Source organism: Peptoniphilus sp. Marseille-Q6390 (assembly GCF_965119475.1).
Genome location: NZ_CBCPLS010000001.1, coordinates 858,565 through 882,881 on the forward strand (window position 1 = coordinate 858,565; position 24,317 = coordinate 882,881).

General features: G+C 29.8%; 21 protein-coding genes and 1 pseudogene. 21 read left to right on the plus strand and 1 reads right to left on the minus strand.

The window, feature by feature from the left end; translation table 11 throughout:
• The first annotated feature begins 3 nt into the window (after positions 1–3).
• The 16 genes from ACWPVO_RS04205 (at position 4) to ACWPVO_RS04280 (ending at position 18,053) form a co-directional block, all read left to right on the plus strand.
• Positions 4–714, plus strand: a complete 711-nt coding sequence (locus ACWPVO_RS04205; protein WP_454206752.1) for a YggS family pyridoxal phosphate-dependent enzyme — start codon at positions 4–6, stop codon at positions 712–714.
• A gap of 9 nt (positions 715–723) precedes the next feature.
• Entirely contained in the window at positions 724–1,176 is a 453-nt protein-coding gene (locus ACWPVO_RS04210) for a cell division protein SepF (protein ID WP_412594068.1), read from the plus strand.
• On the plus strand, positions 1,170–1,952 hold the full coding sequence (locus ACWPVO_RS04215) for a YlmH family RNA-binding protein (RefSeq protein WP_454206754.1): 783 nt from the start codon (positions 1,170–1,172) through the stop codon (positions 1,950–1,952). Before ACWPVO_RS04210 ends, ACWPVO_RS04215 begins: the two co-directional genes overlap by 7 nt.
• 10 nt (positions 1,953–1,962) lie before the next feature.
• Positions 1,963–2,421: a signal peptidase II gene (gene lspA / locus ACWPVO_RS04220; RefSeq protein WP_454206756.1), complete on the plus strand. Its 459-nt coding sequence runs from the start codon at positions 1,963–1,965 to the stop codon at positions 2,419–2,421.
• A gap of 3 nt (positions 2,422–2,424) precedes the next feature.
• Positions 2,425–3,318 carry an RluA family pseudouridine synthase gene (locus ACWPVO_RS04225; RefSeq protein ID WP_454206758.1) on the plus strand — a complete coding sequence of 298 codons (894 nt, stop codon included), beginning with the start codon at positions 2,425–2,427 and terminating at the stop codon, positions 3,316–3,318.
• A gap of 10 nt (positions 3,319–3,328) precedes the next feature.
• Positions 3,329–4,705 (plus strand): NAD(P)/FAD-dependent oxidoreductase, encoded by a 1,377-nt coding sequence (locus ACWPVO_RS04230; protein ID WP_454206760.1) that lies wholly within the window; start codon positions 3,329–3,331, stop codon positions 4,703–4,705.
• An 81-nt stretch (positions 4,706–4,786) separates the two neighbouring features.
• Entirely contained in the window at positions 4,787–6,187 is a 1,401-nt protein-coding gene (gene miaB, locus ACWPVO_RS04235; protein WP_454206761.1) for a tRNA (N6-isopentenyl adenosine(37)-C2)-methylthiotransferase MiaB, read from the plus strand.
• Positions 6,177–8,789 (plus strand): DNA mismatch repair protein MutS, encoded by a 2,613-nt coding sequence (gene mutS / locus ACWPVO_RS04240; protein ID WP_454206763.1) that lies wholly within the window; start codon positions 6,177–6,179, stop codon positions 8,787–8,789. Before miaB ends, mutS begins: the two co-directional genes overlap by 11 nt.
• Positions 8,786–10,663, plus strand: coding sequence for a DNA mismatch repair endonuclease MutL (gene mutL / locus ACWPVO_RS04245; RefSeq protein WP_454206765.1), 1,878 nt, complete (start codon positions 8,786–8,788; stop codon positions 10,661–10,663). Before mutS ends, mutL begins: the two co-directional genes overlap by 4 nt.
• Positions 10,664–11,605, plus strand: coding sequence for a tRNA (adenosine(37)-N6)-dimethylallyltransferase MiaA (gene miaA, locus ACWPVO_RS04250; RefSeq protein WP_454206767.1), 942 nt, complete (start codon positions 10,664–10,666; stop codon positions 11,603–11,605). It abuts the gene before it with no gap.
• Entirely contained in the window at positions 11,589–12,875 is a 1,287-nt protein-coding gene (locus ACWPVO_RS04255; protein WP_454206769.1) for a methionine gamma-lyase family protein, read from the plus strand. The genes miaA and ACWPVO_RS04255 overlap by 17 nt, the downstream gene beginning before the upstream one ends.
• A 151-nt stretch (positions 12,876–13,026) precedes the next feature.
• Positions 13,027–13,494 (plus strand): hypothetical protein, encoded by a 468-nt coding sequence (locus ACWPVO_RS04260; RefSeq protein ID WP_454206771.1) that lies wholly within the window; start codon positions 13,027–13,029, stop codon positions 13,492–13,494.
• 311 nt (positions 13,495–13,805) lie between these two features.
• Positions 13,806–14,393: a type IV toxin-antitoxin system AbiEi family antitoxin domain-containing protein gene (locus tag ACWPVO_RS04265; RefSeq protein WP_454206773.1), complete on the plus strand. Its 588-nt coding sequence runs from the start codon at positions 13,806–13,808 to the stop codon at positions 14,391–14,393.
• Positions 14,390–15,232, plus strand: coding sequence for a nucleotidyl transferase AbiEii/AbiGii toxin family protein (locus ACWPVO_RS04270; RefSeq protein WP_454206775.1), 843 nt, complete (start codon positions 14,390–14,392; stop codon positions 15,230–15,232). Before ACWPVO_RS04265 ends, ACWPVO_RS04270 begins: the two co-directional genes overlap by 4 nt.
• A 384-nt stretch (positions 15,233–15,616) precedes the next feature.
• Positions 15,617–17,152 (plus strand): AAA family ATPase, encoded by a 1,536-nt coding sequence (locus tag ACWPVO_RS04275; RefSeq protein ID WP_454206777.1) that lies wholly within the window; start codon positions 15,617–15,619, stop codon positions 17,150–17,152.
• A 4-nt stretch (positions 17,153–17,156) separates the two neighbouring features.
• Entirely contained in the window at positions 17,157–18,053 is an 897-nt protein-coding gene (locus tag ACWPVO_RS04280) for a DUF4435 domain-containing protein (RefSeq protein WP_454206779.1), read from the plus strand.
• Between the two features lie 157 nt (positions 18,054–18,210).
• On the opposite strand, the pseudogene ACWPVO_RS04285 reads toward ACWPVO_RS04280, so the two are convergent.
• Positions 18,211–18,420 (minus strand): annotated as a pseudogene (locus ACWPVO_RS04285) (plasmid mobilization protein); the annotation flags it as partial.
• A gap of 308 nt (positions 18,421–18,728) precedes the next feature.
• Here ACWPVO_RS04285 and ACWPVO_RS04290 point away from each other — a divergent pair.
• From ACWPVO_RS04290 to ACWPVO_RS04310, 5 genes are all read left to right on the plus strand, one after another.
• Positions 18,729–19,352: a TetR/AcrR family transcriptional regulator gene (locus ACWPVO_RS04290; RefSeq protein WP_010815642.1), complete on the plus strand. Its 624-nt coding sequence runs from the start codon at positions 18,729–18,731 to the stop codon at positions 19,350–19,352.
• A gap of 93 nt (positions 19,353–19,445) precedes the next feature.
• Positions 19,446–21,188, plus strand: a complete 1,743-nt coding sequence (locus ACWPVO_RS04295; RefSeq protein ID WP_454206781.1) for an ABC transporter ATP-binding protein — start codon at positions 19,446–19,448, stop codon at positions 21,186–21,188.
• Positions 21,185–22,918 carry an ABC transporter ATP-binding protein gene (locus ACWPVO_RS04300; RefSeq protein ID WP_454206783.1) on the plus strand — a complete coding sequence of 578 codons (1,734 nt, stop codon included), beginning with the start codon at positions 21,185–21,187 and terminating at the stop codon, positions 22,916–22,918. The genes ACWPVO_RS04295 and ACWPVO_RS04300 overlap by 4 nt, the downstream gene beginning before the upstream one ends.
• Positions 22,919–22,999: 81 nt before the next feature.
• Positions 23,000–23,581, plus strand: a complete 582-nt coding sequence (locus ACWPVO_RS04305; RefSeq protein ID WP_010815644.1) for an MptD family putative ECF transporter S component — start codon at positions 23,000–23,002, stop codon at positions 23,579–23,581.
• On the plus strand, positions 23,581–24,315 hold the full coding sequence (locus tag ACWPVO_RS04310) for an energy-coupling factor transporter transmembrane component T (RefSeq protein ID WP_010815645.1): 735 nt from the start codon (positions 23,581–23,583) through the stop codon (positions 24,313–24,315). Before ACWPVO_RS04305 ends, ACWPVO_RS04310 begins: the two co-directional genes overlap by 1 nt.
• The last annotated feature ends 2 nt before the right edge of the window (positions 24,316–24,317 follow it).

Genomic DNA, 24,317 nt, shown 5'->3' on the forward strand with positions numbered 1-24,317 from the left:
AAGTTGGATTTAAAAGATAATTTAAAAAAACTTTATGAAGATATAGAAATAGCCAAGGACAAGTCTAACTATAATAGAGATGTCAAGCTAATAGCTGTTTCTAAGACTCACCCTGTTGAAATGATTGCTGAATTCAACAAACTTGGAGTCAAAGATTTTGGTGAGAATAAAGTACAAGAACTTGTTTCTAAAATTGAAGATGAAAGAATAGAAGAATCTTTAAAAAATAATGAGTTAAATTTTCATTTAATTGGAAATTTACAGACTAATAAAGTAAAATATATTTATAACAAAGTTAAATTAATTCAATCTCTTGATAGGATTAAGCTGGCAAAAGAAATTGATAAAAGAGCAAAAACAGATGACATAATTGTGGACTGCTTAGTTCAAATTAACATTGGAGATGAAGATAGTAAGTTTGGAATAAAGTACGATGAAACAGAAGACTTTATATATGAACTTCTTGACTATAAAAATATAAAAATCAAAGGCCTTATGGCTATTGCGCCAAACACCGAAGATGAATACTTGTTAAGAAAATTATTTGAGAAAATGAATAATAAGTTTGAGGAAATTTCATCAAAAGCTTATGAAGGCGTAGAAATGAAATACCTTTCAATGGGAATGAGTCATGATTTTAAATTGGCTATAGAAGAAGGTTCCAACATGATTAGAGTTGGTTCTAAACTTTTTGGAAATAGAAATTATAATTAGGAGGATATTATGGCAGAAAAAACAATGGATAAACTAAAGAAAATCTTTGGTTTTGCAGACGAATATGAGTATGAAGATTTTGATGATGAGTTTGAAAATGAGGTAAATGAAAGTGAAGCTGTAGAACCAGCTTATACTCCTAAGCCAGCTAGCCATAAGCCAGCAGCAAAAGCTAGAGTATCATCAAGTAACATGACAATCACAGTTCATGAACCACTATCTTATGATGAATCTCCACTTATCGTTGATGATCTAAGAGACTTTAAGGCAGTAGTTCTTAACTTTGAACAACTTGATGTTGATGTTAAAAGACAAATCTTTGATTTTGTTAGTGGAGCTCTTTATGCACTTGATGGCAAGATGCAAAAGGTAAATAAGGATATTTTTATTCTTGCACCAAATAATGTTGAAATTGATGGACTAAAGGAACAACTTAAGAACAACGGAATGTTCCCTTGGTAAATTTAAATAGAATAGATTTAATTAATCACATTAACAGACCAGAAGAAAAGATTTCTATTAGAAGAGTAATCGACAAAATGGAATCTGTAATGAATAGTCACATTACGACTTCAACAGATTTCCTAAATCCTCACGAGATTAATTTATCTATTTCCATATTGAATAGGTTTAAAGATGACATCTCTTATCAAGTTGATGGGGGATATGAAGATAGCGAATCTAGCATTATCTACATATACCCCTCTTATATGTATGAAAATGAAGATGATGATCTTGTCCTATTTAAGTTTGATACTAATAATAAAATTAAACATGGGGATATACTGGGATCCATATTAGGTCTCAGTATAGACAGAGGAAAAATAGGTGATATTTTAATTGGAGAAAAATACACTTATTTTTTTGTTAAAAGAGAAATTGCAAATTTTGTAGAAATTAATCTTACAAAGGTATCACGCTATAATATATTACTTTCAAGAGAAGATGATACTAGTAGTTTGCCTAAGAAAGAGTACGATTATAAAAAGATAATTGTATCTTCTTTTAGGTTGGATAATCTAATTGCAAAAGTATTTAATCTTTCAAGATCAAAAGTCAAGGAAATGATAAAATCTGAGCTTGTTAAGGTAAACTTCGCAAGGGAGACAAGACCTCATCTAGAATTAGAACTAGGCGATTTAGTTTCTCTTAGACACTATGGAAGATTTAGGATTTTTAATATAGAAGGAAACACCAAAAAGGGAAATTTTGTATTAATCGTGAGATTAAACAAATGAGGAGATATTTATGTTTGTTGCTATTTTTAGCATTATTTTAATTATTATAGACCAATTCACAAAATTCTTAGCTGCTACTTATTTAGCTAATGAAGATTCTGTTGTATTAATAGATAATTTTTTAAGACTTTATTACATAGAGAATAGAGGAGCAGCCTTTGGAATTCTTCAAGGATTTAGGTCTTTATTTGCTGTTATAACAGTAGCAGTTTTAATTATATTAATTGTATTTTTAATTAAAAATTATAATAAAGTTCCTTTTATATACCTACTAAGCTTCAGTTTATTAATTGGTGGGACAATTGGTAATTTTATTGACAGAGTAAGGCTTCACTATGTTATAGATTTTATTAGTATGAGATTTTTTGGATATGATTTTGCCATTTTTAATTTTGCTGATGTATTCATAGTAGTAGGAACAATTTTGATCTCAATAGGAATACTGCTTCATGATAACAAAAAAAGGTGAGTTATGTACAAAAACACTTTCATTGTAGATAAGGAATCAGTAGGACTAAGGCTAGATAAGTTTTTAGAAAAAAATCTTGAAATAAATAGGTCACAAATTAAAAAGAATATTGTAGACGGAAATATTTTATTGAATAATAATAAAGTTAAAGCTGGTTATAACTTAAAATTAGACGATGAGATAACTGTAGAATATGAAGATGATTTTAGTTTGTCCCCTGAAAAAATTGATTTTGATGTATTATATGAAGATGATTACCTTGCTGTAATATCAAAACCACAAGACTTGGTTGTTCATCCAGGAGCTGGAAATAAAAGTGGAACTTTAGTCAATGGCCTTTTGTATAAATTTAAAGAACTATCAAACCCTATAGATAATGATAGACCAGGGATAGTCCACAGGTTAGACAAGGATACATCTGGTCTAATGCTTATTGCAAAAAAAGATGAAGCCTATTACAAATTAGTTGAAATGTTTAAAAATAGACAGATAGATAAGCACTATCTTGCAATTTGTCATGGAAATATATACGAAGATTTTGATGTTAAGGCCCCTATTGGAAGAGATCCTAATAATAGGATTAAGATGAAGGTAATTGATGAAAATTCTAAGGAAGCCTTCACTAGCTTTAAGGTATTGAAAAACTTTTATAAGTATACTCTTTTAGATGTTCACCTTCACACAGGAAGAACCCACCAAATTAGGGTCCACTTAGCCCATGTAAATCACCCAGTAGTTGGTGATGAAGTCTATGGCATAAAAAATAAGTTTAAAATAAGTAAACAGCTTTTACATGCATATAAACTTAAATTCAATCACCCAATAAGTGGAGAAGAATTAGAAATAATAGATAAGTTCCCAGTAAGATTTGAAGATTTTATAAATAAATTTAGTTAGGAGATATTAAATGAAAGACTACGATGTAATAATAGTAGGAGCAGGTGCTTCTGGTGTATTTGCTTCCTATGAATTTAAAAAAATGAACTCAGACTTAAGGGTTCTAGTTATAGATAAGGGAAATTCAATTTACAGAAGGCAGTGCCCTATAAAAACTGGAAAAGTTGAGACTTGTATCTCCTGCGAACCTTGCAACATAATGAATGGTTATGGTGGAGCTGGAACTTTATCTGATGGAAAATATAACATAACTACAAATTTTGGCGGACAAATGCATGAATTTCTTGGTAAAGAAGATTCCATAGAGCTCATGGAATATGTTGATAAAGTTCTTTGTGAATTTGATGGAGGAGAGTCTAAATTATATGAGACAAAATCTTCTAATTTAAAAACTCTTGCACTAAAGCATGACTTACATCTTCTTGATGCAAAGGTAAGACACTTTGGGACAGATAGAAATCTTAAAATTCTTGAAAAAATATATGAATGGACAATGGATAAAGTTGAAATGATTTTTAACACAACTATTGTGGATGTTGAAAAGAAAGATAAGTTTATTCTTACTAGTAATAAGGGAGAAAGATATTCTTGTGATAAATTAGTTCTTGCTTCAGGAAGAAGTGGATCTAAATGGATTTCTGAAATTTGTAAAAAATTTAATATTAATTTATTTTCTAACCAAGTTGATATTGGTGTTAGGGTGGAACTACCAGCAGAGGTATTTAAACATATAACAGATGCTGTCTATGAATCAAAAATAGTATATCAAACAAAAATGTACAATGATTTAGTAAGGACATTTTGCATGAATCCTTATGGACAAGTTGTAGCTGAAAATACTAATGGGATAATTACAGTTAATGGTCACTCTTATGCAGACCCAAAGCTTCAATCAGAAAACACTAACTTTGCACTTCTTGTTAGCAATAAATTTACGGAACCTTTTAAGGATTCTAATGAATATGGTGAATCAATTGCCAAGTTATCTAATATGCTAGGTGGAGGAGTTCTTCTTCAAAGATTTGGTGATTTGGTAAAGGGCAGAAGATCTGATGAGAGAAGAATGCAAAAATGTTTTACAGAGCCAACTCTTAAGGCTACACCAGGAGACTTGTCTCTAGTAATTCCTAAGAGACAACTGGATTCTATCATCGAGATGATTTATGCTCTTGATAAAATTGCACCTGGTACTGCCAACGATGATACACTTTTATATGGAGTGGAAGTCAAATTCTATAACTCAAGGGTAGAAACGGACAACAATTTTGAAACCTCAGTTGATGGATTATTTGTTGTAGGTGATGGTGGAGGTGCAACCCATTCACTTTCACAAGCATCTGCATGCGGCGTTTATGTTGCTAGATATTTAAATAATATATTATCTTAAGAGTATGCTTATGCATACTCTTTTCTTGATAAAGTGGCTATTTTTCAGTTATAATATAAGGATATGAAATGAGGATGTATTATGGAAAATAAAGAATTAATAAATGACATAAATAACAATGTAAATGAATATATAAGAAATATAAAGGAAAGCGTAGATGAGAAGAAAGCACTTGTTATAACTCATGGATGTCAGATGAACGAGCACGATTCAGAGAAAATAACTTGGCTTCTCGAAAAAATGGGCTATAGCTTTGTCAATGAAATTGATGAAGCTGATTTTATTATTTTAAATACTTGCTCAGTCAGACACTCTGCTGAAGATAAGGTTTATGGTCAACTTGGAAATTTAAAAAATTTAAAATCAAAAAAGAAAAATATTAAAATTGCAGTTTGTGGATGTATGATGCAAAGAGATGAGTCTAGAAATTATGTTATAGAAAAATTTCCAAATGTAGATATAATTTTTGGAACAAATAATATTTGGAAATTACCTGAACTTTTAATTGCATCATATAATGGAACAAAACTTGCCATGGATATTGAAGAAAACGCCCTTAGTATTGATGATAAGCTTGGAGCAAATAGACTTTATAACTTTAAGTCCTACGTTAATATTATGTACGGTTGTAATAACTTTTGCTCCTATTGTATAGTTCCTTATACAAGAGGTCGAGAAACTAGCAGGAGACCTGGTGAAATCATAAGAGAAATAGAAGATTTAGCAAGGCATGGAACAAAAGAAGTAACACTATTAGGACAGAATGTAAATTCCTATGGAAAAACACTTGATGAGAAATTTTCATTTGCCAATCTTTTAGAAGAAATTAACGATATAAAAGGTATTGAGAGAATTAGGTTTATGACATCGCACCCTAAGGATATTTCAGATGAACTTATTTATTCTTTTAAAAATCTTGATAAACTCTGTAATTTTCTGCACCTGCCTGTTCAAGCTGGCTCATCAAGGGTTCTTAAGATGATGAATAGAAAATACACTAGGGAAGATTATCTTAGAAAAATTGATAAAGTTAAAAGTCTTAATCCAAATATAGCGTTATCAACAGATATTATGGTAGGTTTTCCAGGAGAAAGTGAGGAAGATTTTCTTGATACTTTAGATTTAGTGAAAAAAGTTGAATATGATACAGCTTTTACCTTTATTTATTCTGTTAGAGAAAATACTCCAGCTGCTAATAGGACTGACCAAGTTCCTGACAAGGTTAAACATGATAGATTTGAAAGACTACTTGATGTTCTTTATCCAATTCAAGAAAGAAAGAACAAGGCATTCATCGGTAAAGATGTAGATGTTCTTGTAGAAGATATTTCTAAGAAAAACGAAAGCAAGATAAGTGGAAGAACTGATGAATTTAAATTAGTTAATTTCAAAGGCGATAAAAATGATGTTGGAAATATTGTAAAAGTTAGGATAAAAGATGCAAATAGTTTTTCTCTAGTAGGTGAGAAGATTGAATCGTGAAAAATTAACTCCAATGATGCAGCAATATCTTGCTGTTAAGGATGAAAACCCAGACTCCATTCTATTTTTTAGACTTGGGGACTTTTATGAAATGTTTTTTGATGATGCCCTATTAGCGTCAAGAGAACTTGAAATAACTCTTACTAGAAGAGATGCTGGATTAGAGGAAAAAGCTCCTATGTGTGGCGTTCCTTACCACGTAGCCTCTTCTTATATCTCAAAGTTAATAGACAAGGGTTATAAGGTTGCAATTTGCGATCAAGTAGAAGATCCAAAACTCGCAAAGGGCATAGTAAAAAGGGAAGTTACCCAAATTATTACTCCAGGAACCTTTACGGATACAGAATATTTAAAGAGTGATTTAAATAATTATCTCTTATCAATTTATATTCAAGGATATTCTTTAAATTTAACTTATTCTGATTATTCTACAGGAGAAATTTATTTTACGAATAAGACTTTCTTATCTAAGACAGAGTTATTTAGATTCCTTCAAGATCAAGTAGATAGAATAAGTCCCAATGAAATTCTAATTAATGAAGATGCCTTAGCTACATTTAAAAAAGAAACTAAAAAGAACAATGTGTTTTTAAATCCTTATATTGCTGAAAATCTAAAAGACAGTAATATATTCAAGGATTTTGGTAATTACTTTAGTGATAACTTTAAAAACAACTTAAAAGACTTCTTATCTGACAATAAGATAGGTGATTATACATCACTAAAAAAGATTTTGCAGTATTTAGTTGTAACTCAAAAGATTAACTTAAAACACATAAATAATATTTCTTATTACAATAATTATGATTTTTTACTTTTGGATGAAAGTTCAAAAAGAACACTTGAAGTAGTTAAGGGTTTAAACACTTTTACAAAAAAAGGTTCACTTTTAGATGTATTAGACAAGTGCAGTACTTCTATGGGTTCAAGAAAATTAAAGAAATGGGTGGAAAGTCCACTAGTTGATTTAAATAAAATTGAAGAAAGGCAAAATATTATAGAATCTTTTACAAAAGATTTATTATTACAAGATAAAATCGAAAAGATTTTAAGAGAAGTTTATGATATAGAAAGACTTGTAGTAAAGATATCAAATGGAAGCATTAATCCTCGTGAGCTATACTCTCTTAAATCTACAATCGAAAATGCAAATAAAATAAAAGCTATTTTAGAAAATCAAGATAATAATTATTTAAAATTACTTTCTAAAGAATTTATTGACCTATCTGATGTTTACGATGAAATCGATAAAGTTTTAATAGAAAATCCACCAGTAGTAATCGAAGAAAATAGGATTATTAAAGAGCGATATTCTTCTGAACTAGATGAGCTCTTTAAAATTGCCACAGAAGGCAAAAATTGGTTACTTGATTTCGAAGAAAAGGAAAGAAACAGGACTGGAATTAAAAAATTAAAGGTTAAACATAACAAAATTTTAGGATATTTTATTGAAGTTACAAAGTCCTTCCTAGATCAAGTGCCAGAGGATTACATTAGAAAGCAAACTTTAGTGGGTTCAGAAAGGTTCTTTTCCATGGAATTAAAGGATATGGAAGGGAAATTACTTGGATCCAAAGAAAGAGCCTTGTCTATGCAGGCTGAAATTTATAATAATTTAAAAGACTTTATAGGTAAAGAAATTTATAGAATACAAATTCTTGCAGATAAACTTTCAAAGCTCGATTCACTTTTATCCCTTGCTAAGGTTTCAAACTTAAATAATTATGTAAGACCAAAGTTTAATAATGAAGGATTTATTGAAATAAAAAAAGGTAGGCACCCAATAGTTGAGTCTTATATGAAGGATGAATTCTTTGTGCCAAATGACACCTATATAGATACTAAGAACAACATGATTCATATAATTACTGGTCCCAACATGGCAGGTAAGTCAACTTATATGAGGCAGGTTGCTCTTATTACCATAATGGCACATATTGGTTGCTTTGTGCCTTGTGACTCTTGTAACATTTCCCTTGTAGACAGAATTTTTACAAGAATAGGTGCTAGTGATAACTTGGCAATGGGTCAATCAACTTTTATGGTTGAGATGCAAGAAGTTGCCGATATAATACAAAATGCATCTTCTAAGTCACTTTTAATATTGGATGAAGTTGGAAGAGGTACCAGCACCTTTGATGGACTTGCAATAGCAAATGCAATAATAGAATATATAGCAGAAAATATTAAGGCAAAAACACTTTTTGCTACACATTACCATGAATTAGTGCATCTTGAAGATAAATACGATTCTGTTGAAAACCTAACTATAGCAGTAGATAGGCAAGAAGATGATATTATCTTTTTGAGAAAAATAATTAAGGGATTTACAAATAATTCATATGGAATTGATGTAGCAAAACTTGCAGGAATTGATGATAGGATTATTAATAGGGCCAAGGATGTTTTAGCTCTTATTGAGAAAGAAAATGAAGGACTAAATATTGACCTTAATAAGGAATATATAAGAGAAGAAAAAACTAGCCCAGAGGTCGAAATTTTTATAAATAAATTGAGTGAGATGAATATACTTGAGATAAGTCCTATGGAGGCCTTTAATTTATTAGATGAAATAGTTAAAAAATCTAAGGAGTTAATATGATAAGACTTTTAGATGAACAAACAATATCAAAAATTGCAGCAGGAGAAATAATTGAAAATTCTGCTTCTATAGTAAAAGAATTGGTGGAAAACTCAATTGATGCTGGAGCAGATGACATTTTAGTTGAATTAAGAGGGGAAAGTACTGATTATATTAAGGTTTCTGACAATGGGTCCGGCTTTTCTGAAGAAGACCTTGAGCTAGCCTTTTTACGTCACTCTACATCCAAACTTCAAGTAATTGAAGATCTTGAAAAAATTAGGACTTTGGGATTCCGTGGCGAAGCCCTTGCAAGTATTTCAAATATTTCTAAGATAAAACTAATGACAAAAACAGAAAATGATTTGGCAGGAAACTCTCTTGTCATAGAGAATGGAAAGATTATAAGGAAGAATAAAGTTGGAATGCCCAAGGGTACGACTTTTATTATTAATGATGTTTTTTATAATACACCTGTGAGGAAGAAGTTTCTTAGAAAAGATTCTACAGAAATAAGTAATATAATTGATATTGTTCAAAAAATTGCCCTATCAAATAATAATATTAAATTCACTTTGATAAGGGACGGAAAGACTATTCTCAATACAGGAAATGATAAAGATCCTATTAATAGAATATTTTCTATCTTGGGTTCAGAAATAGCATCTTCTTTAAATGAAGGAAGTTTTGAATCGGAAAACTATAAAATTAAAGGTTTTTTCTCGGATAATAAGTTATTTAGGTCTAATAGAGATAGCCAATATATTTTTGTAAATGGAAGATTTATTAGAGATATAAATATTTCAAGAGCTGTAGAAAAAAACTACAATTCCTTGATTCCTTTAAACAGGTACCCTGTATTTATTTTATATATTGACATAGATCCTAAATTAATTGACGTTAATATTCATCCAAAGAAAAATGAAATAAAAATTTCAAATGAAAATATTTTAGAGGCACTTTTATCTGAAGTTGTTGAAGAAGTTATTTACCCTAACAGGTCTATTAGGGAAATAGAGTTTGAAGAAAAAAAAGAGAATATAAATGTATTTGATATTTTTGATGAAGATGACTCTGAAGAAGCCCTAGATTCTATTGGGACAGTAAATTCAGAAGAAAATAAGAGTCTTAAAAGTCTATGGGATTTAGAAAGAGAAATCGAAGAATCAGAGACTGAAAAGGAACAAGCCCTCAATGAAGAAGCCCTGTTATATAGAGAAGAATATACAAGAGATTTAAAATCTTCAAATGAACAAGAGGAACATATAGAAAAAAACTTTTTATTTAATAATGAATCTAGTCGAATTGATGAAGGACTTTTAAACACAAGAATAAGTGGAGTTCTATTTAAGACTTATATTTTGTTGGAAAATCAAAGAGATGGCAAGGTTTTTGTAGTTGACCAGCACGCGGCTCACGAAAGAGTTAACTATGAAAAATTTTTAAAGATGTATCTTAATAGCGAGATATCTTCACAAATTTTAATTAAACCAGAAATAATTGAATTGAATCAACTTGAGTACGATAAAATTCTCAATTATATTGATTTGTTTACTAAGCTAGGATTTAAAATTGAAGATTTCGGTGATAGGTCTGTTGTCCTAAGAGAAGTCCCAATGATCTTTGGACTACCAACTTATGTAAATTTTATTAGAGACATAATAGACTCTCTTGATAAAGAAATCTCATCAAATTATGAAGCTGATCTTTATAAAATTATGAGAAAAGCTTGTAAGGCTTCTGTGAAAGCAGGAGATGACTTGTCAGATATAGAAATAGAAGCATTGATAAAAGATTTGAAAAACTGTGAAAATCCATACACTTGTCCTCATGGAAGACCAACAATAGTTGAAGTATCCAAACACACAATTTCAAAATTATTTTTGAGGGAATAAATGGAAAATTTATTAATAATTACTGGACCCACTGGAATAGGAAAAACGGAGCTTTCTTTAAAACTTGCTAAAAAGTATAAAGGAGAAATAATTTCCAGTGACTCCATGCAAATTTATAAAAAACTTGATATTGGAACAGCTAAGGTAGATCTTGAAAATACAGAAATCCCCCATCATATGGTAGATATAATTGATGCTGAGGAAAACTTTTCTGTTGCAGACTTTAAGCATAGAGCTAAAGAAATTATTAGTGAAATAAATAGTAGGGGAGGTTTGCCCCTTGTAGTTGGTGGTACAGGTTTATATATAAATTCCCTTGTTTATAATCTTGACTTCACAGAGACAGAAGCGGACTATGCTTATAGAGAAGAGTTGAACAAAATACTTAAAGAAAAAGGTAGTGAATTTCTTTATAATAAGCTTTATGAACTCAATAAGGATATGGCAGAACAAATTCACCCAAATAATGGTCAAAGAATTATTAGAGCCTTAGAAATTTCGAAAGATGGAAATGAAAAAGGGAATAATTTTCGTCAAGAAAATAAAGAATATAATTTAATCTTCATTGGCTTAAATATGGATAGAGAAAGGCTCTATGAAAGAATTAATAATAGGGTAGACAAGATGATAGAACTTGGTCTTGTAGAAGAAGTAAAAAGCTTATTAGATGAAGGTTTAGATAAAAACTCACAATCCCTTAAGGCCATTGGATATAAGGAAGTTATATCATATCTCGATGGTGAAATTGAATATGATGAAATGATTGAACTTATAAAAAAGAATTCGAGACATTATGCTAAGAGACAATTGACCTGGTTTAGAAGAGATGATCGAATACAATGGTTTGACAGGGAAGCAGATAATTTATTAGAAGAAATTGAAAATTATATCGATAGTAAATTAGACGGGGAGTTTAGGATAAAAGATGACAATATACGATAATTTATTTAAAGAAAAATATAATATAGATCCGAAAATAATTGAATTTGTGAATAGAATAGAAGATAAACTACGAGATAGGTTCAAAGAATTTAGTGACATAGCCCAATATAACCAAGTTAAAATTTTAAAAGCCATGCAAGAAGAAGGACTTAAGGCAACAGATTTCAACTGGACAACAGGATATGGTTATGGAGATATAGGAAGAGATAAGGTTGAATCTATTTATACAAGAATTTTTAATGTAGAAGATAGTCTTGTTAGGTCAAATATTGTATCAGGTACTCATGCTATTACACTTGCAATAAAGGCAATTTTAAAGCCAGGAGACCATTTTCTATCTGTTACTTCAACACCCTATGATACCTTACAAAAAGTGATAGGATTAAGGGGAGACAGTCCTGATTCTTTAATAAATTCTGGATTTGAGTATTCTGAAATTCCTTTAGTGAACAATATGATAGATATAGGAAGCATAAAGAGTTATATTCAAGATAATACTAGTCTAGTTATTATGCAAAGATCAACAGGTTATTCTAATAGGCGAGCCTTTACCGTTTCTGAACTTAAGGAAGCTGTGGATGAAGTAAAAAGGATAAATAAGGATATAAAAATTTTTGTAGATAATTGTTATGGAGAATTTACAGAATTAATTGAGCCTAGTGAAATTGGAATAGATATAATGGCGGGATCCTTAATAAAAAATCCAGGAGGAGGACTATGTTATACTGGTGGATATGTTGCTGGTAAAGAGGAGCTTATTGAAAGGGCAGCTAATATTTTGACTGCGCCTGGAATTGGAAAGGACTGTGGACTAACTTTTGGAATGACAAGGCAAATATTACAAGGTCTTTTTATGTCCCCTAAAATTGTTGAAGATGCAATAAGGGGAGCTACCTTATTTTCAAGGTCATTTGAAGAATTAGGATTCAGGACAATACCAACAAGTACAGACCCAAGAAGCGACATTGTAACTGCTATAGAACTAAAAAAGCCTGAAATACTTGAAATATTTTGTAAGTACATTCAGTTTTCTTCTCCAGTTGACTCAGAATTCACGCCACTCCCTTGGGACATGCCAGGATATGACGACAAAGTAATAATGGCTGCAGGAGACTTTATAGAAGGCTCATCTATAGAATTATCAGCAGATGGACCTATGAGAGAACCTTATTATGTATATTTCCAAGGAGGTCTTTCTTATTATCATATAAAATTTGCACTTATAAACTTATTAAATGCTCTTTACAAAGAAAAACTAATAAATATTTAATTTTATTATAATTTGTTAATAAGTTTTTAGGTAAGAAAGCAGAAACAAATAAAGTGTAAGAGAATAAGCATAAAGTTTATTCTCTTTTTTAATAAATATATAGAGTTATAAAATAAAATACTTTTAGATAATGTATATACGGAGGATTTTAATGAAAAAGAAATTTATTAATGGGAAAATTTATGGTCACAAAGATGCTACAGAGATCTTGGTTGAAGATGGGAAATTTGTAAAATTTGGTAGTGACCTAGGAGATGCTGATGAAGTAATTAATCTTGATGGCAATCTAGTTATCCCACCTTATGTGGATTCTCATATTCACCTAGACTACTACATGATAGGAAAGACAGATGAAGTTAAGAATGAGTCAGGTACACTTTTCGAAGCAATAGACCTTTGGAACGATTTTAAAAAAGGATCAACTAAGCAAGAAATAAAGAAAAGAATTCGTCAAGCTGTAGAAGATTGTGTTTCCTATGGAACTCAATATATTAGAGCACAAACTGACTGTACTGATCCTAACTTAACAGGAATTAAAGCAGCTCTAGAAGTGCGTGATGAATTAAAAGATAAGGTGAAAATCCAAGTGGAAGCTATAGCGTTGATACAAAAGATGTAAACTTATAAATCCTGCATTTTAAGCAGTTTTATAAGCATTTTGTATTTGAAAAAGATAAAGAAGGATACGTTAAAAAGGCTCAAAAAAACCACATGGATGTAAGAGTAGTTTTGAGACTAGTATGAGGAAACACAAAAAATATAATAACTCATTTTGTACTTTCTACAAGAGTAGCTTAAAAGGCTGCTCTTTTTTATTAAAGGTAGTAATATTTCGTTACATCCTTTTTCAAAAAATGGAAAACTCATAAGCAACTTTACATATTCGCTTTTATTACATATAATAAAAGCGCAAACGAGAGGAGGCGGACTATGAATACACTTAAAGAATATATACAAGAAAATTTAGTAATAACCAACAAAGAAGCAGAAGACCTTGGATATACTAGGCATAATCTATCAGAATTAACAAAAATCGGACAATTAGAAAGATTAAGACCAGGACTATATCAATTAAAAGGAAAAGTAATAGACGATTTTGTTTTAATATCATCAAATAGCAATCGAATTATATTTTCCCATCAAACAGCCCTATACCTCCACGACCTATCAGATAGGACCCCAAATGTATTTCATATATCTGTACCCCAAGGCTACAATGCCAGCCATATCAAAAAGAGGTACGAAGATCTACAAGTTCACTATGTAAAAAAAGACCTATACGAAATTGGAAAGACAGAAATAAAATCACCACAAGGCAACCTTATTCCAGTTTACGATATAGATCGAACAATTTGCGATATCATAATCGAAAGAGAAAAAATAGATAAACAGATTTTTACAGAAGCCTTAAAAAGATACTTTAAATCAACAAATAAAAATCTAAGACGACTCATAAAATACAGTAGACTATTTAAAATAGAAGATGAAATTAGAAAATACATGGAGGTATTATCGTGATTAATATCGAGAGTATAAAGGGAAAGATAAGGAGCTTGGCAGAGAAGAAAAATCTAAAGTCGCAAGAAGTTCTTCAAATATATTTTTTCGAAAGATTTTTAGAAAGGCTATCTAAATCAAAGTACAAAAATAATTTTGTAATAAAGGGAGGATTCTTAATATCTTCCTTAATTGGTATTGAAAATAGAACAACTATGGACATGGACACAACCATAAAAGGCATAGCCCTAAAAGAAGAGAAAATAAAAGACATTGTAGAAGAAATTATAAATATCAATGTAGAAGATGGAATAAGATTTGAAATAAAAGACATCTCTTATATAAGAGAAGAAGATGAGTACGAAAACTTTAGAATTTCACTAATAGCAAATGTTGGTAAAACTAAAAATCCAATGAAACTAGACCTAACAACAGGAGATGCAATAACACCAAAAGAAATAGAATACACCTATCCCTGTATCTTTAGCAAAGAAAATATAAAAATAATGGCATATCCATTAGAAACAATTTTAGCTGAAAAATATGAAACCATAATCAGAAGAAATATAACAACAACACTAATGAGAGACTTCTACGACCTATACACCCTCTATAAATTAAAAAAAGATGAGATAAACTATAAAATTTTAAAAGAAGCAATAGAGAGAACCTCAAACAAAAGAGGAAGTCAGGAGATAATAAAAGACTATGAGGAAATAATCAAGGACATAAAAGAAGATTCATACTTAAGATCCTTGTGGGAAGTATATCTCAGTGAAAATAAGTATATTGAAGATTTGACCTTTGATAAGGTAGTTGATGTAGTGATAATTTTATCAAATAGGATCAATGAGATGTAATTTAACAGACACCGTCTGGCAAATCATATACAAGAAAATATTAAGGATTAAAGAAGTGGAATTAATCTACTTCTTTTATAAAACTTAAATTTTACTTCAAGGAGAACGTTTTTACTTTTAACAGATATTTAATGGTATAATATAATAAATATTAGAACTCAACATTGGATATACTGAGAACTTTTAGCAATAAAAGATTATTCAAAAAACTAATAGATTTAATATGACAAAAAGAACTTGATGAAAATTGAGCTGAACCAGTAAACACGGAACAAATTTAATATTATATTAAGCGGAATGTAAATACCAATGAATTTGTGATTTTTTTAGATTTTGAAATTGAAAAAAAATAGTTAGAGAAATGAAATTAAGGAGGATGTATAAGTGAAAAAATACGGAAGTATAGATGAAATAGCTAAGGAATATGCACTTACAAATGAACAATTAAGGAACTATTTGCTATTAAATGACATTGATTCACTAAGTGATTTAGATAAGATTGATTTAAGTGATAAAGATATAATAGATGTTTTAAACAAGATAAACATTAATAAGAAATTGAATAATCATATTAATTTAACATCTCTTGACAGTATAAAGATAGAAGGACTATTTGGTAAATATAATTATTTTATAAATTTTAAAGATGATATTTCTATATGGGTATCTGAAAATGGTGTTGGTAAAACAACTATATTGAATATAATAGTTGCAATTTTGACTAGCGATAAAAACATATTAATGGATATTAATTTTAAAAAAGTGACTGTTAGTATTTCGGGAGAAAAATATGAAATAGATAGAGAACAATATTTTCAAGTTAATAGTAAAAATAATAGATATTCTAGAAGAATAGAAAATTTACTTGAAGAAATATCAATGTATTTGCCAAGAAGTTATTCCATAAAATTAAGGAAGGATTTTGAATATAAACAATATATTGATTTAGATCTAATTGAGGAATTAACCTATAGATATTTTGATAATGAGATTGACTTAATCAAAAATAAGAAGATTATGTATATATTGCAAGAATTAAAAGAATTACAATATGAAGATCTTTCTAGAATTTTGTATAAAATAAAAGATGCACTAGAAGAAGATGTTCTTTTTTATCCAACGTATAGAAGAGTGGAAGTTGGTTTGGATAAAGTTTTTCTAAATCGTAGAGATGAGTACAATAGATATGAGTTATCACCAAAATACATGGGATTTGGAATGAATGATGTTAAGAACAGAATAGGTAATTTGCTAAATAAAATGAGAAAAGATGCAAATACAGCATATATAGAAATGAATGCAAATATCATTAGTGAGTTACTGAAGAAAAATGTAAGAGAATATCTAAGTGAATATAATAGAATTGATATGCATAAAGTAGATGTAATAATAAAAAGAATTGGCGAAGAAAGAATCGATAATATTGATAGTTTAAAAAATTTCATCAATAATTCAGCAAAAGGTAACCTAATGCCTAATATAGAATTCTTATTATATTATTTACAAAAATTAGTAAAAATATATGATGAACAAAAACCATTAGATTCAAAACTTAGAAAATTTTCTGATGTTTGTACAAAGTATTTATCTGGTAAAAAAATAGTATATGATGAATCGCTTTTAACAATGAATGTTTATGATTTTAATAATAGGAAAATTGATTTTGAAGATTTATCTTCAGGAGAAAAACAGGTGATTTCTATTTTTTCTAAAGTTTATTTGGACGTAGTAACACCTTGTATATTTATAATTGATGAACCAGAGATATCGTTATCAATAGAATGGCAGAAAGAATTCTTGAAGGATATTTTTGATTCTCAAAAAATTGGATTAATGATTGCAACGACACATTCTCCTTTTATATTCAAAAATGAATATAGAAAATTTGTTATTGAACTTGATAAATATAAGGAGGTGTAGTTCTGTGGGTTTGTTGGATATTATGGAGAACGAATCTGACTGTATAGAGTCTATTTTTCAAAGTTATATTTCCTCAAAAAGTAAAAAAGATATATTTTTATTTTTTGAAGGGAAGGATGATTTTAAGTACTATGTTAGCAGAGTATCATCACATATTGGGGATAAGGAATATGGAGTTTTTCATTGTAATTGTAAAATGAATGTGTTAACCATTCAAGAAATGATTGCTAACCAAGCTGCAATTCAAGATGATAAGAAGAACTTATATTTTATAGATCGTGATTATGACGATAATGAAAATATACCTGATAGTATATATGTAACATCGTCCTATTCAATAGAGAATAATTATTTTACGAATTCTGCAATAAAGAGAATATTGATTGGAGTAATTGGGATTTCTGAAGAAAATGAAGATGATAATTTAGACTTTAAAGTTGTTTATAATCATATAACAAGTATAAGAGATAAAATTATTGAAGAAATTATTTACGCAAATGCTTGGTATTCATTACAAATCAAAAAATCTAAACATAGTGTTGAGCATACACAAATGTCAAATTTAAAAGAATATAGTAACATTAAGAATATTTGTCAAATACAAGTTCTTGAGAAATTAGTTAAAAATTCACTTGAAATTAATGAGTCTGAAATCAATAAAGAGATAGAAAATTTAAGATTAAATCCAGTAAGCAAAATAAGAGGGAAGTATTTTACTCAAGCACTAACACCTGTTTTTAGAGATGTATTTCAAGATGCAGGCAAAAAATATAATAGAAAATATTTTTCGAAAAAAAGAAAAATACATGCTAATTTATCTGACATAATTTCAGAATTGTCTGCATATGCAGATACACCACCAGAATTGATTTCTTATATTAGAGAAAGATTATCTGTTTAAGAACATCTATAATATTTCTGTTATATTAAAATAGTAAGAAAAATATTTTTAAATAAGCAATGTGTATTGTTAAGTTTTTTTATGATAATAGTTTGATGAACCCAAAACAGAAATTTTTAATTATTTAATTTTGTAATTTATATAACAATTCTGTCTAATTTATACTGTTTGTTGCATTTGAAAGTAGCCATTGTAAGTTTCTAAATTGTTCTAAATCTACAACATATATCTCTTTTTCCAATACACATTTTCTAAGAAAGTGGGACATTGTTTTGCAATTTGCAAGTTTCATTTTCTTTTCAAAAACTTCCTTTTCTTCCTTAGTTAATTTTATTTCTATTCTTTCATTTCTAAATCTATTTGCCATTTTATTCTCCTTTATAAAATATATTTCGGGGTCTTAGGGTTCTCCCTAACAAGGTAAAAATTAAAAAAATGGAGCATTCCGTAAAGGTCTGCTCCATTAATTTTTTCGTAAGTGTCCGTACACTTACTGTGCTTGCTATTAAAGTTATTAGCGTTAAGCCTGTATTTAATTATTAGTAATTATATCATAATTAAGTATGATTTTCTACTGTTCCTATTGACAAAAATAAGATAAGAGTATATAATGATAACTAAGTTATCTATATGCCGCAAACTTATAAATTTAGCCGTTAGTAAAGGAAGTGGGATATGACAGAAATTACTGGTTATGATTTAACACATAAAAAGATTATGGATAGTGGTAAAGTTAATTTTTTAAATGATGGCTATGAACGAGCTAATTTAAGAAAAATTTGCAAAGATGCTGGGGTTACAACGGGTGCTTTTTACAGGCATTTTAATGATAAAGAAGATTTATTTATCAGTTTAGTTGATCCATTGGCAAACGAACTTTTGGGTTTTTATAGCAAGTTTGAAGAGGAATCTTTTCAAAACATAGAAAAAAATTGTGGAGAAGATTTATCAAAAATTAACATTGAAGGGTCAATTGAATCTGCATTATATATGTTTAGCAAAAAAGATTTATTTAATCTTTTAATATATAAATCATATGGTACGAAATATGATAATTTTATAGAGCTTCTTGTGGAAAAGGAAGATATAAACAGACATAAAGCGTTTCAGATTATTTCAAAGAAAAAGAATATAAAATCAGAAGTCCCTAAAGATGCAATGCATTTGTTAAACCATGCTTATATTAATGCATTGTGTGAAATTATAATACATTCTCAAACAGAAGAAGAAGTAAAGTTAAACACAAGAATAGTTTCGAAGTTTTTTTATGATGGATGGGAGAAATTGCGATGTTTTTAAATATAAGGGAAAGGGTATTAAACGCCCTTATATTTTTTAAAATAAAGATAACTAAGTTAGCTAATTAAGTTATTTCATTTGGAGGTGTTGATTATGAAACAAAAAAGTCCTGCTACTATATTGTGGGAGCTTGCAAAAAAGGAACATTCAAAGTTAAAAACATCTGTATTTATAGCGAGTATCGGTGTTATTGCAGGGATTATTCCATACATTGCTGCAAGCCGTATTTTAGTCTATTTATTAAATGGAATTGCAGATTTCAAGGTCTATTTTTTATGGATGGGAATAGGTCTGTTATCTTATATTTTAAAATCTGTTTTATACTCTACGGCGTTATCTGTATCTCATAAAGCGACTTTTAGTGTATTGAAAGATATTCGCTTGAGAATGCTTGATAAACTTCCGAAGATGCCGTTAGGAGAAATAATCTCTGTTCCAAGCGGAAACTTTAAGCAGATTATAGTGGATCAGGTTGAAAGTATGGAGAAACCGCTCGCTCACCTGTTGCCTGAAATGACATCGAATCTCTTAGGTTCTTTGAGTATATTTATTTACTTATTATTTCTTGATTGGAGAATGGCTCTTTTATCATTAGTATCCATTCCTTTGGGGATGCTTTTTATGGGACTCGTAATGAAAAATTATGCTGTTCAATATGAAGGATCTGTAAAGGTAAATCGAGAAATGAATTCTGCAATTATTGAGTATGTCAATGGAATAGAAGTGATAAAAACATTTAATCAAGACAAGAGATCGTACGCAAAGTACAAAAATAAAGTCATTGCAAATGCAAGATACTTTTATGAATGGATGAAGAGCTGTCAGTTACCTGTATCTTTATCTAAAAACATATCTCCTACTACAATGATAACAGTGCTTCCATTTGGTTGGTATTTCTACATTAGCGGAAGTTTAAGTGCAGAAGTATTTATATCTGTAATTATTCTATCTTTAGGTATTGCAGGACCTTTACTTGAAACAATCAATTTTGTTGATGGTCTTGCTAGGATAGGGACTATTGCAAATTCTATTAACTTAATTTTAGAAGGAAAAGAACAAAAGCATTCTGATAGAGAAGTGACTATCCAGCAATATAACATTGATTTACAAAATGTAAAGTTTGGATATGAAGAAGAAAAAGAAATTCTTCATGGAATATCCCTAAACATAAAAGAAGGGACAACAGTGGCTTTTGTTGGACCAAGTGGAAGTGGCAAGTCAACTTTAGCAAAATTAATAGCTGGATATTGGGATATCATGGAAGGAAATATAAATATTGGTGGACACAATCTTAAGGAAATTCCATTAAAGCAATTATATAGTTTGACCGCCTTTGTTTCTCAGGATAATTTTTTGTTCAACGAAAGTATTAGGGAGAATATAAGAATGGGCAATCCAAGTGCCAGTGATAAAGAAGTAGAAGACATTGCTAAGAAATCGGGTTGTCATGATTTTATTATGAAAATGGAACATGGTTACGATACGGTTGTCGGAAGTAGTGGGAGCCATGTTTCTGGTGGAGAAAGGCAAAGAATATCAATAGCAAGAGCAATGCTCAAAAACGCACCTATTGTAATACTTGATGAAGCTACTTCATATATAGATCCTGAAAATGAAGTGATTATAAAGCAAGCTTTATCAAAGCTTATAAAAGATAAAACGGTGATTATTATTGCTCATAGGTTATCAACTATAACAGATGCAGAACAAATATTCTTAATTGAGAATGGAGAGCTTGTTTCACATGGTAAGCATGAAGAACTTATGGAAGATTCTGAGTTATACCAAAAGATGTGGAATGCTCATATTGGAGTAAAGGATGGTGAAATAAAATGATAAGTGCCTTAAAGAAAATTTTAGATTTCTCAGGTGATGAGAAGAAAAATGTATACCATTCTATATGGGTAAGTTTCTTGTTTGCAATTTTTCACATGCTCCAAATCAGTGCAATATACATTATTGTTAAAGCTATTGTTGAAAAAGATATGAGTATGACACCTGCATGGATTGCTTTGATACTTCTTGTTATTAGCATAATCGGAAGAAGTGTTACAAATTATTTTTCACAATTACAGCAATGCCATGCAAGTTATTTCATGGTGGCAAATAAAAGAGTAGCAATAGGTGAAATGTTAAAAAAAATACCTATGGGATTTTTCAATGAAAACAATATTGGTGAAGTGGTTGGAATTTCTACAACTGTTTTAGAAGATGTAGAAAATACCGCAGCAATGGTTATGGTAAATACATTATCAGGTTTTATAAACACGATAATATTTACAATAATGATTTTAGCATTTGAGTGGAGAATAGGTTTTATTGTTGCAATTGGATGCCTATTGTACTTATTTGTTCTCTCAAAAATGGAAAGCAAATCAAGGAGTGTTCTTCCTAAAAGACAAAAAGCATCTGCTAAATTAGTTGATGCCATTTTAGAACAAATTGGAGGAATGTCTGTTATAAAATCCTTCAATTTAACAGGGAAAGGAGATGAAAAAGTCAGAGGTGCTATTGAAAATAGTAGAAAAATAAATCTTGATTGTGAAAAACTGTTTACACCTTATACGATTTTGCAAAATATTCTTTTGGATTTGTTTAGCATTTTGATAATAGGTGCAGGTATTTTCTTTTATATCAATGGAGAACTCTCATTCTTAAATACAGTTATGACGATTATAATTTCTTTTCTTGCTTTTTCTCAAATAAAATTGGCAGGAAGTGCAACAACCTCTCTCAGAGTTGTTAGTGGATCTATTGAGCAAACAAAGAAGTTAGAGAAATTTCCACAGATGGATATTGATGGAAAAGACATAAAGCCTACTACTTTCGATATTTCTTTTGATAATGTAGAGTTTTCTTATTCAGGCAAAAAAATCCTCGATGATATTTCGGTCAAGATACCACAAAACCAAATGACAGCTATAGTTGGACCTTCAGGAGCTGGAAAAACTACATTTTGCAATTTGATAGCGAGATTTTGGGATGTAGAGAAAGGAGAAATCAGCATAGGTAGACATAATATTAAGGAATATTCATTAGAGTCATTAATGAGACAGATTAGTATGGTTTTTCAAAATGTTTATTTATTTCAAGACACTATTGAGAACAATATAAAGTTTGCCAAGCCAGATGCTACACATGAGGAAGTTATAGAAGCTGCAAAGAAAGCGTGTTGTCATGAATTTATTATGAAGCTTCCTGAACAATATGAAACAGTTATAGGAGAGGGAGGTGCAAGTCTATCTGGTGGAGAAAGACAAAGAATATCAATTGCAAGAGCAATGATAAAGAATGCACCTATCATTATTTTCGATGAAGCTACTGCAAATGTAGACCCTGAAAATGAGGATAAATTGCAGGTTGCTATGGAGGAACTCACAAGAAATAAAACAGTAATAATGATAGCACACAGACTAAAGACAATAAAAAATGCAAACCAAATACTTGTTTTAGCAAATGGAAAAATAAATCAAAAAGGCACACATGAAGAGCTAATTCAAGCAGAAGGTATCTATAAAAATTTTGTTGAGGCACGACAAAAGGCAGTTAATTGGAAATTGTCATAAGTGAAAATGATTTATATGAGAATTATTCAAATATAGCTCATGTAGATTTATATTATTTTAATTTAAGGAGGATTAAAAAAAATGAAAAAAGGATTGTCAGCTAAAGATCTAATCAATGTAGGAATTTATACAGCTATTTATTTAGTTCTGTTTTTTGTAGTAGGGATGATGAATGCAATTCCTATCTTATACCCAGCTATCTATCTTCTCATTCCTATAGTCACAGGAATTCCATTTATGTTGTTTTTAACCAAAATAGAAAAATTTGGCATGGTTACGATTATGTCAATTATTATTGGTGTGTTTTGGTATTTTATGGGCTATACATGGTTAGCGTTAGTGGGATATATTCCATTTGGAATTATCAGTGATCTGGTTATGAAATCAGGTGGTTTTAAGAGTTTTAAAAAGAATGTTATTGGATTTTGGCTATTTTCTTGCGGAATGATAGGTTGTCAAATGCCAATGTGGGTAATGGCAGATACCTATATGGAAGGTGTTAAGCAACAAATGGGAGAACAATATGCACTTGCACTCGCAAAATATATGCCTTCTTGGATGGGGATTGCTGCATTTGGAATTATTTTTATCGGCTCAGTTATTGGTGCAAATTTAGGGAGGAAAATGCTTAAGAAACACTTTGAGAGAGCGGGTATCATTTAATGGAAGAGTATGAGGTATACGAACCGAATAAACCAAAGGGCTTTTTCTTAGATCCTCGTACTAAAATTTTATTTATGATATTTATAACAACCATAATGTCTGTCGGATATAAGGATATTTTAGTTAGCCTTATATCCGCCATTGTGGCAATAGCATTATTATTATCTAATAAACAAGTTAAGATAGCTTTCATTTATGGAGGGCTATTTACCTTGGCTATTATGGCACACTTTACGAAAGATATGTACACATTGCCTACACTCATAAATACAATTTCAGTATTGTTGAATGCCTTAATTTTAAGACTATTTCCAATTTTCATGTTGGGATATTATGTTGTAATGTCCACAAAAACGAGCGAGTTTATAGCAGCCATGGTAAAGTGGAAAATTCCCAATGCATTTATTATTCCAACAGCAGTTGCATTCAGGTTTATTCCAACTTTGAAAGAAGAACACAATTCTATTAAGACTGCTATGAAAATGAGGGGAATTAGCTTTAAAAATAAAAAGGCGTGGAAAAATCCAAGCTTATACTTGGAATATGTAACAATACCTTTAATCGTTTCTATTGTAAAAATAGGTGATGAATTGTCGGCGGCAGCAATAAGTAGAGGATTGGGAGCTTTGAAAAAGAGAAGTACTGTGGTAAAAGTAAAGTTTACTATATATGATTTATTAATTTTACTCTTTTCAGTTGCCTTTACAGGACTATTTTTATATAGGAGGGGATAGCA

Excerpts from the sequence above, each read along its gene's own strand:
- mutL (WP_454206765.1), top strand. The coding sequence starts at position 8,786 with ATGATAAGACTTTTAGATGAACAAACAATATCAAAAATTGCAGCAGGA.
- ACWPVO_RS04210 (WP_412594068.1), top strand. The coding sequence starts at position 724 with ATGGCAGAAAAAACAATGGATAAACTAAAGAAAATCTTTGGTTTTGCA.
- ACWPVO_RS04230 (WP_454206760.1), top strand. The coding sequence starts at position 3,329 with ATGAAAGACTACGATGTAATAATAGTAGGAGCAGGTGCTTCTGGTGTA.
- ACWPVO_RS04300 (WP_454206783.1), top strand. The coding sequence starts at position 21,185 with ATGATAAGTGCCTTAAAGAAAATTTTAGATTTCTCAGGTGATGAGAAG.
- ACWPVO_RS04265 (WP_454206773.1), top strand. The coding sequence starts at position 13,806 with ATGAATACACTTAAAGAATATATACAAGAAAATTTAGTAATAACCAAC.
- ACWPVO_RS04295 (WP_454206781.1), top strand. The coding sequence starts at position 19,446 with ATGAAACAAAAAAGTCCTGCTACTATATTGTGGGAGCTTGCAAAAAAG.
- ACWPVO_RS04310 (WP_010815645.1), top strand. The coding sequence starts at position 23,581 with ATGGAAGAGTATGAGGTATACGAACCGAATAAACCAAAGGGCTTTTTC.
- ACWPVO_RS04290 (WP_010815642.1), top strand. The coding sequence starts at position 18,729 with ATGACAGAAATTACTGGTTATGATTTAACACATAAAAAGATTATGGAT.
- ACWPVO_RS04260 (WP_454206771.1), top strand. The coding sequence starts at position 13,027 with ATGAAAAAGAAATTTATTAATGGGAAAATTTATGGTCACAAAGATGCT.
- ACWPVO_RS04225 (WP_454206758.1), top strand. The coding sequence starts at position 2,425 with ATGTACAAAAACACTTTCATTGTAGATAAGGAATCAGTAGGACTAAGG.
- miaB (WP_454206761.1), top strand. The coding sequence starts at position 4,787 with ATGGAAAATAAAGAATTAATAAATGACATAAATAACAATGTAAATGAA.
- ACWPVO_RS04305 (WP_010815644.1), top strand. The coding sequence starts at position 23,000 with ATGAAAAAAGGATTGTCAGCTAAAGATCTAATCAATGTAGGAATTTAT.
- ACWPVO_RS04255 (WP_454206769.1), top strand. The coding sequence starts at position 11,589 with ATGACAATATACGATAATTTATTTAAAGAAAAATATAATATAGATCCG.
- lspA (WP_454206756.1), top strand. The coding sequence starts at position 1,963 with ATGTTTGTTGCTATTTTTAGCATTATTTTAATTATTATAGACCAATTC.
- miaA (WP_454206767.1), top strand. The coding sequence starts at position 10,664 with ATGGAAAATTTATTAATAATTACTGGACCCACTGGAATAGGAAAAACG.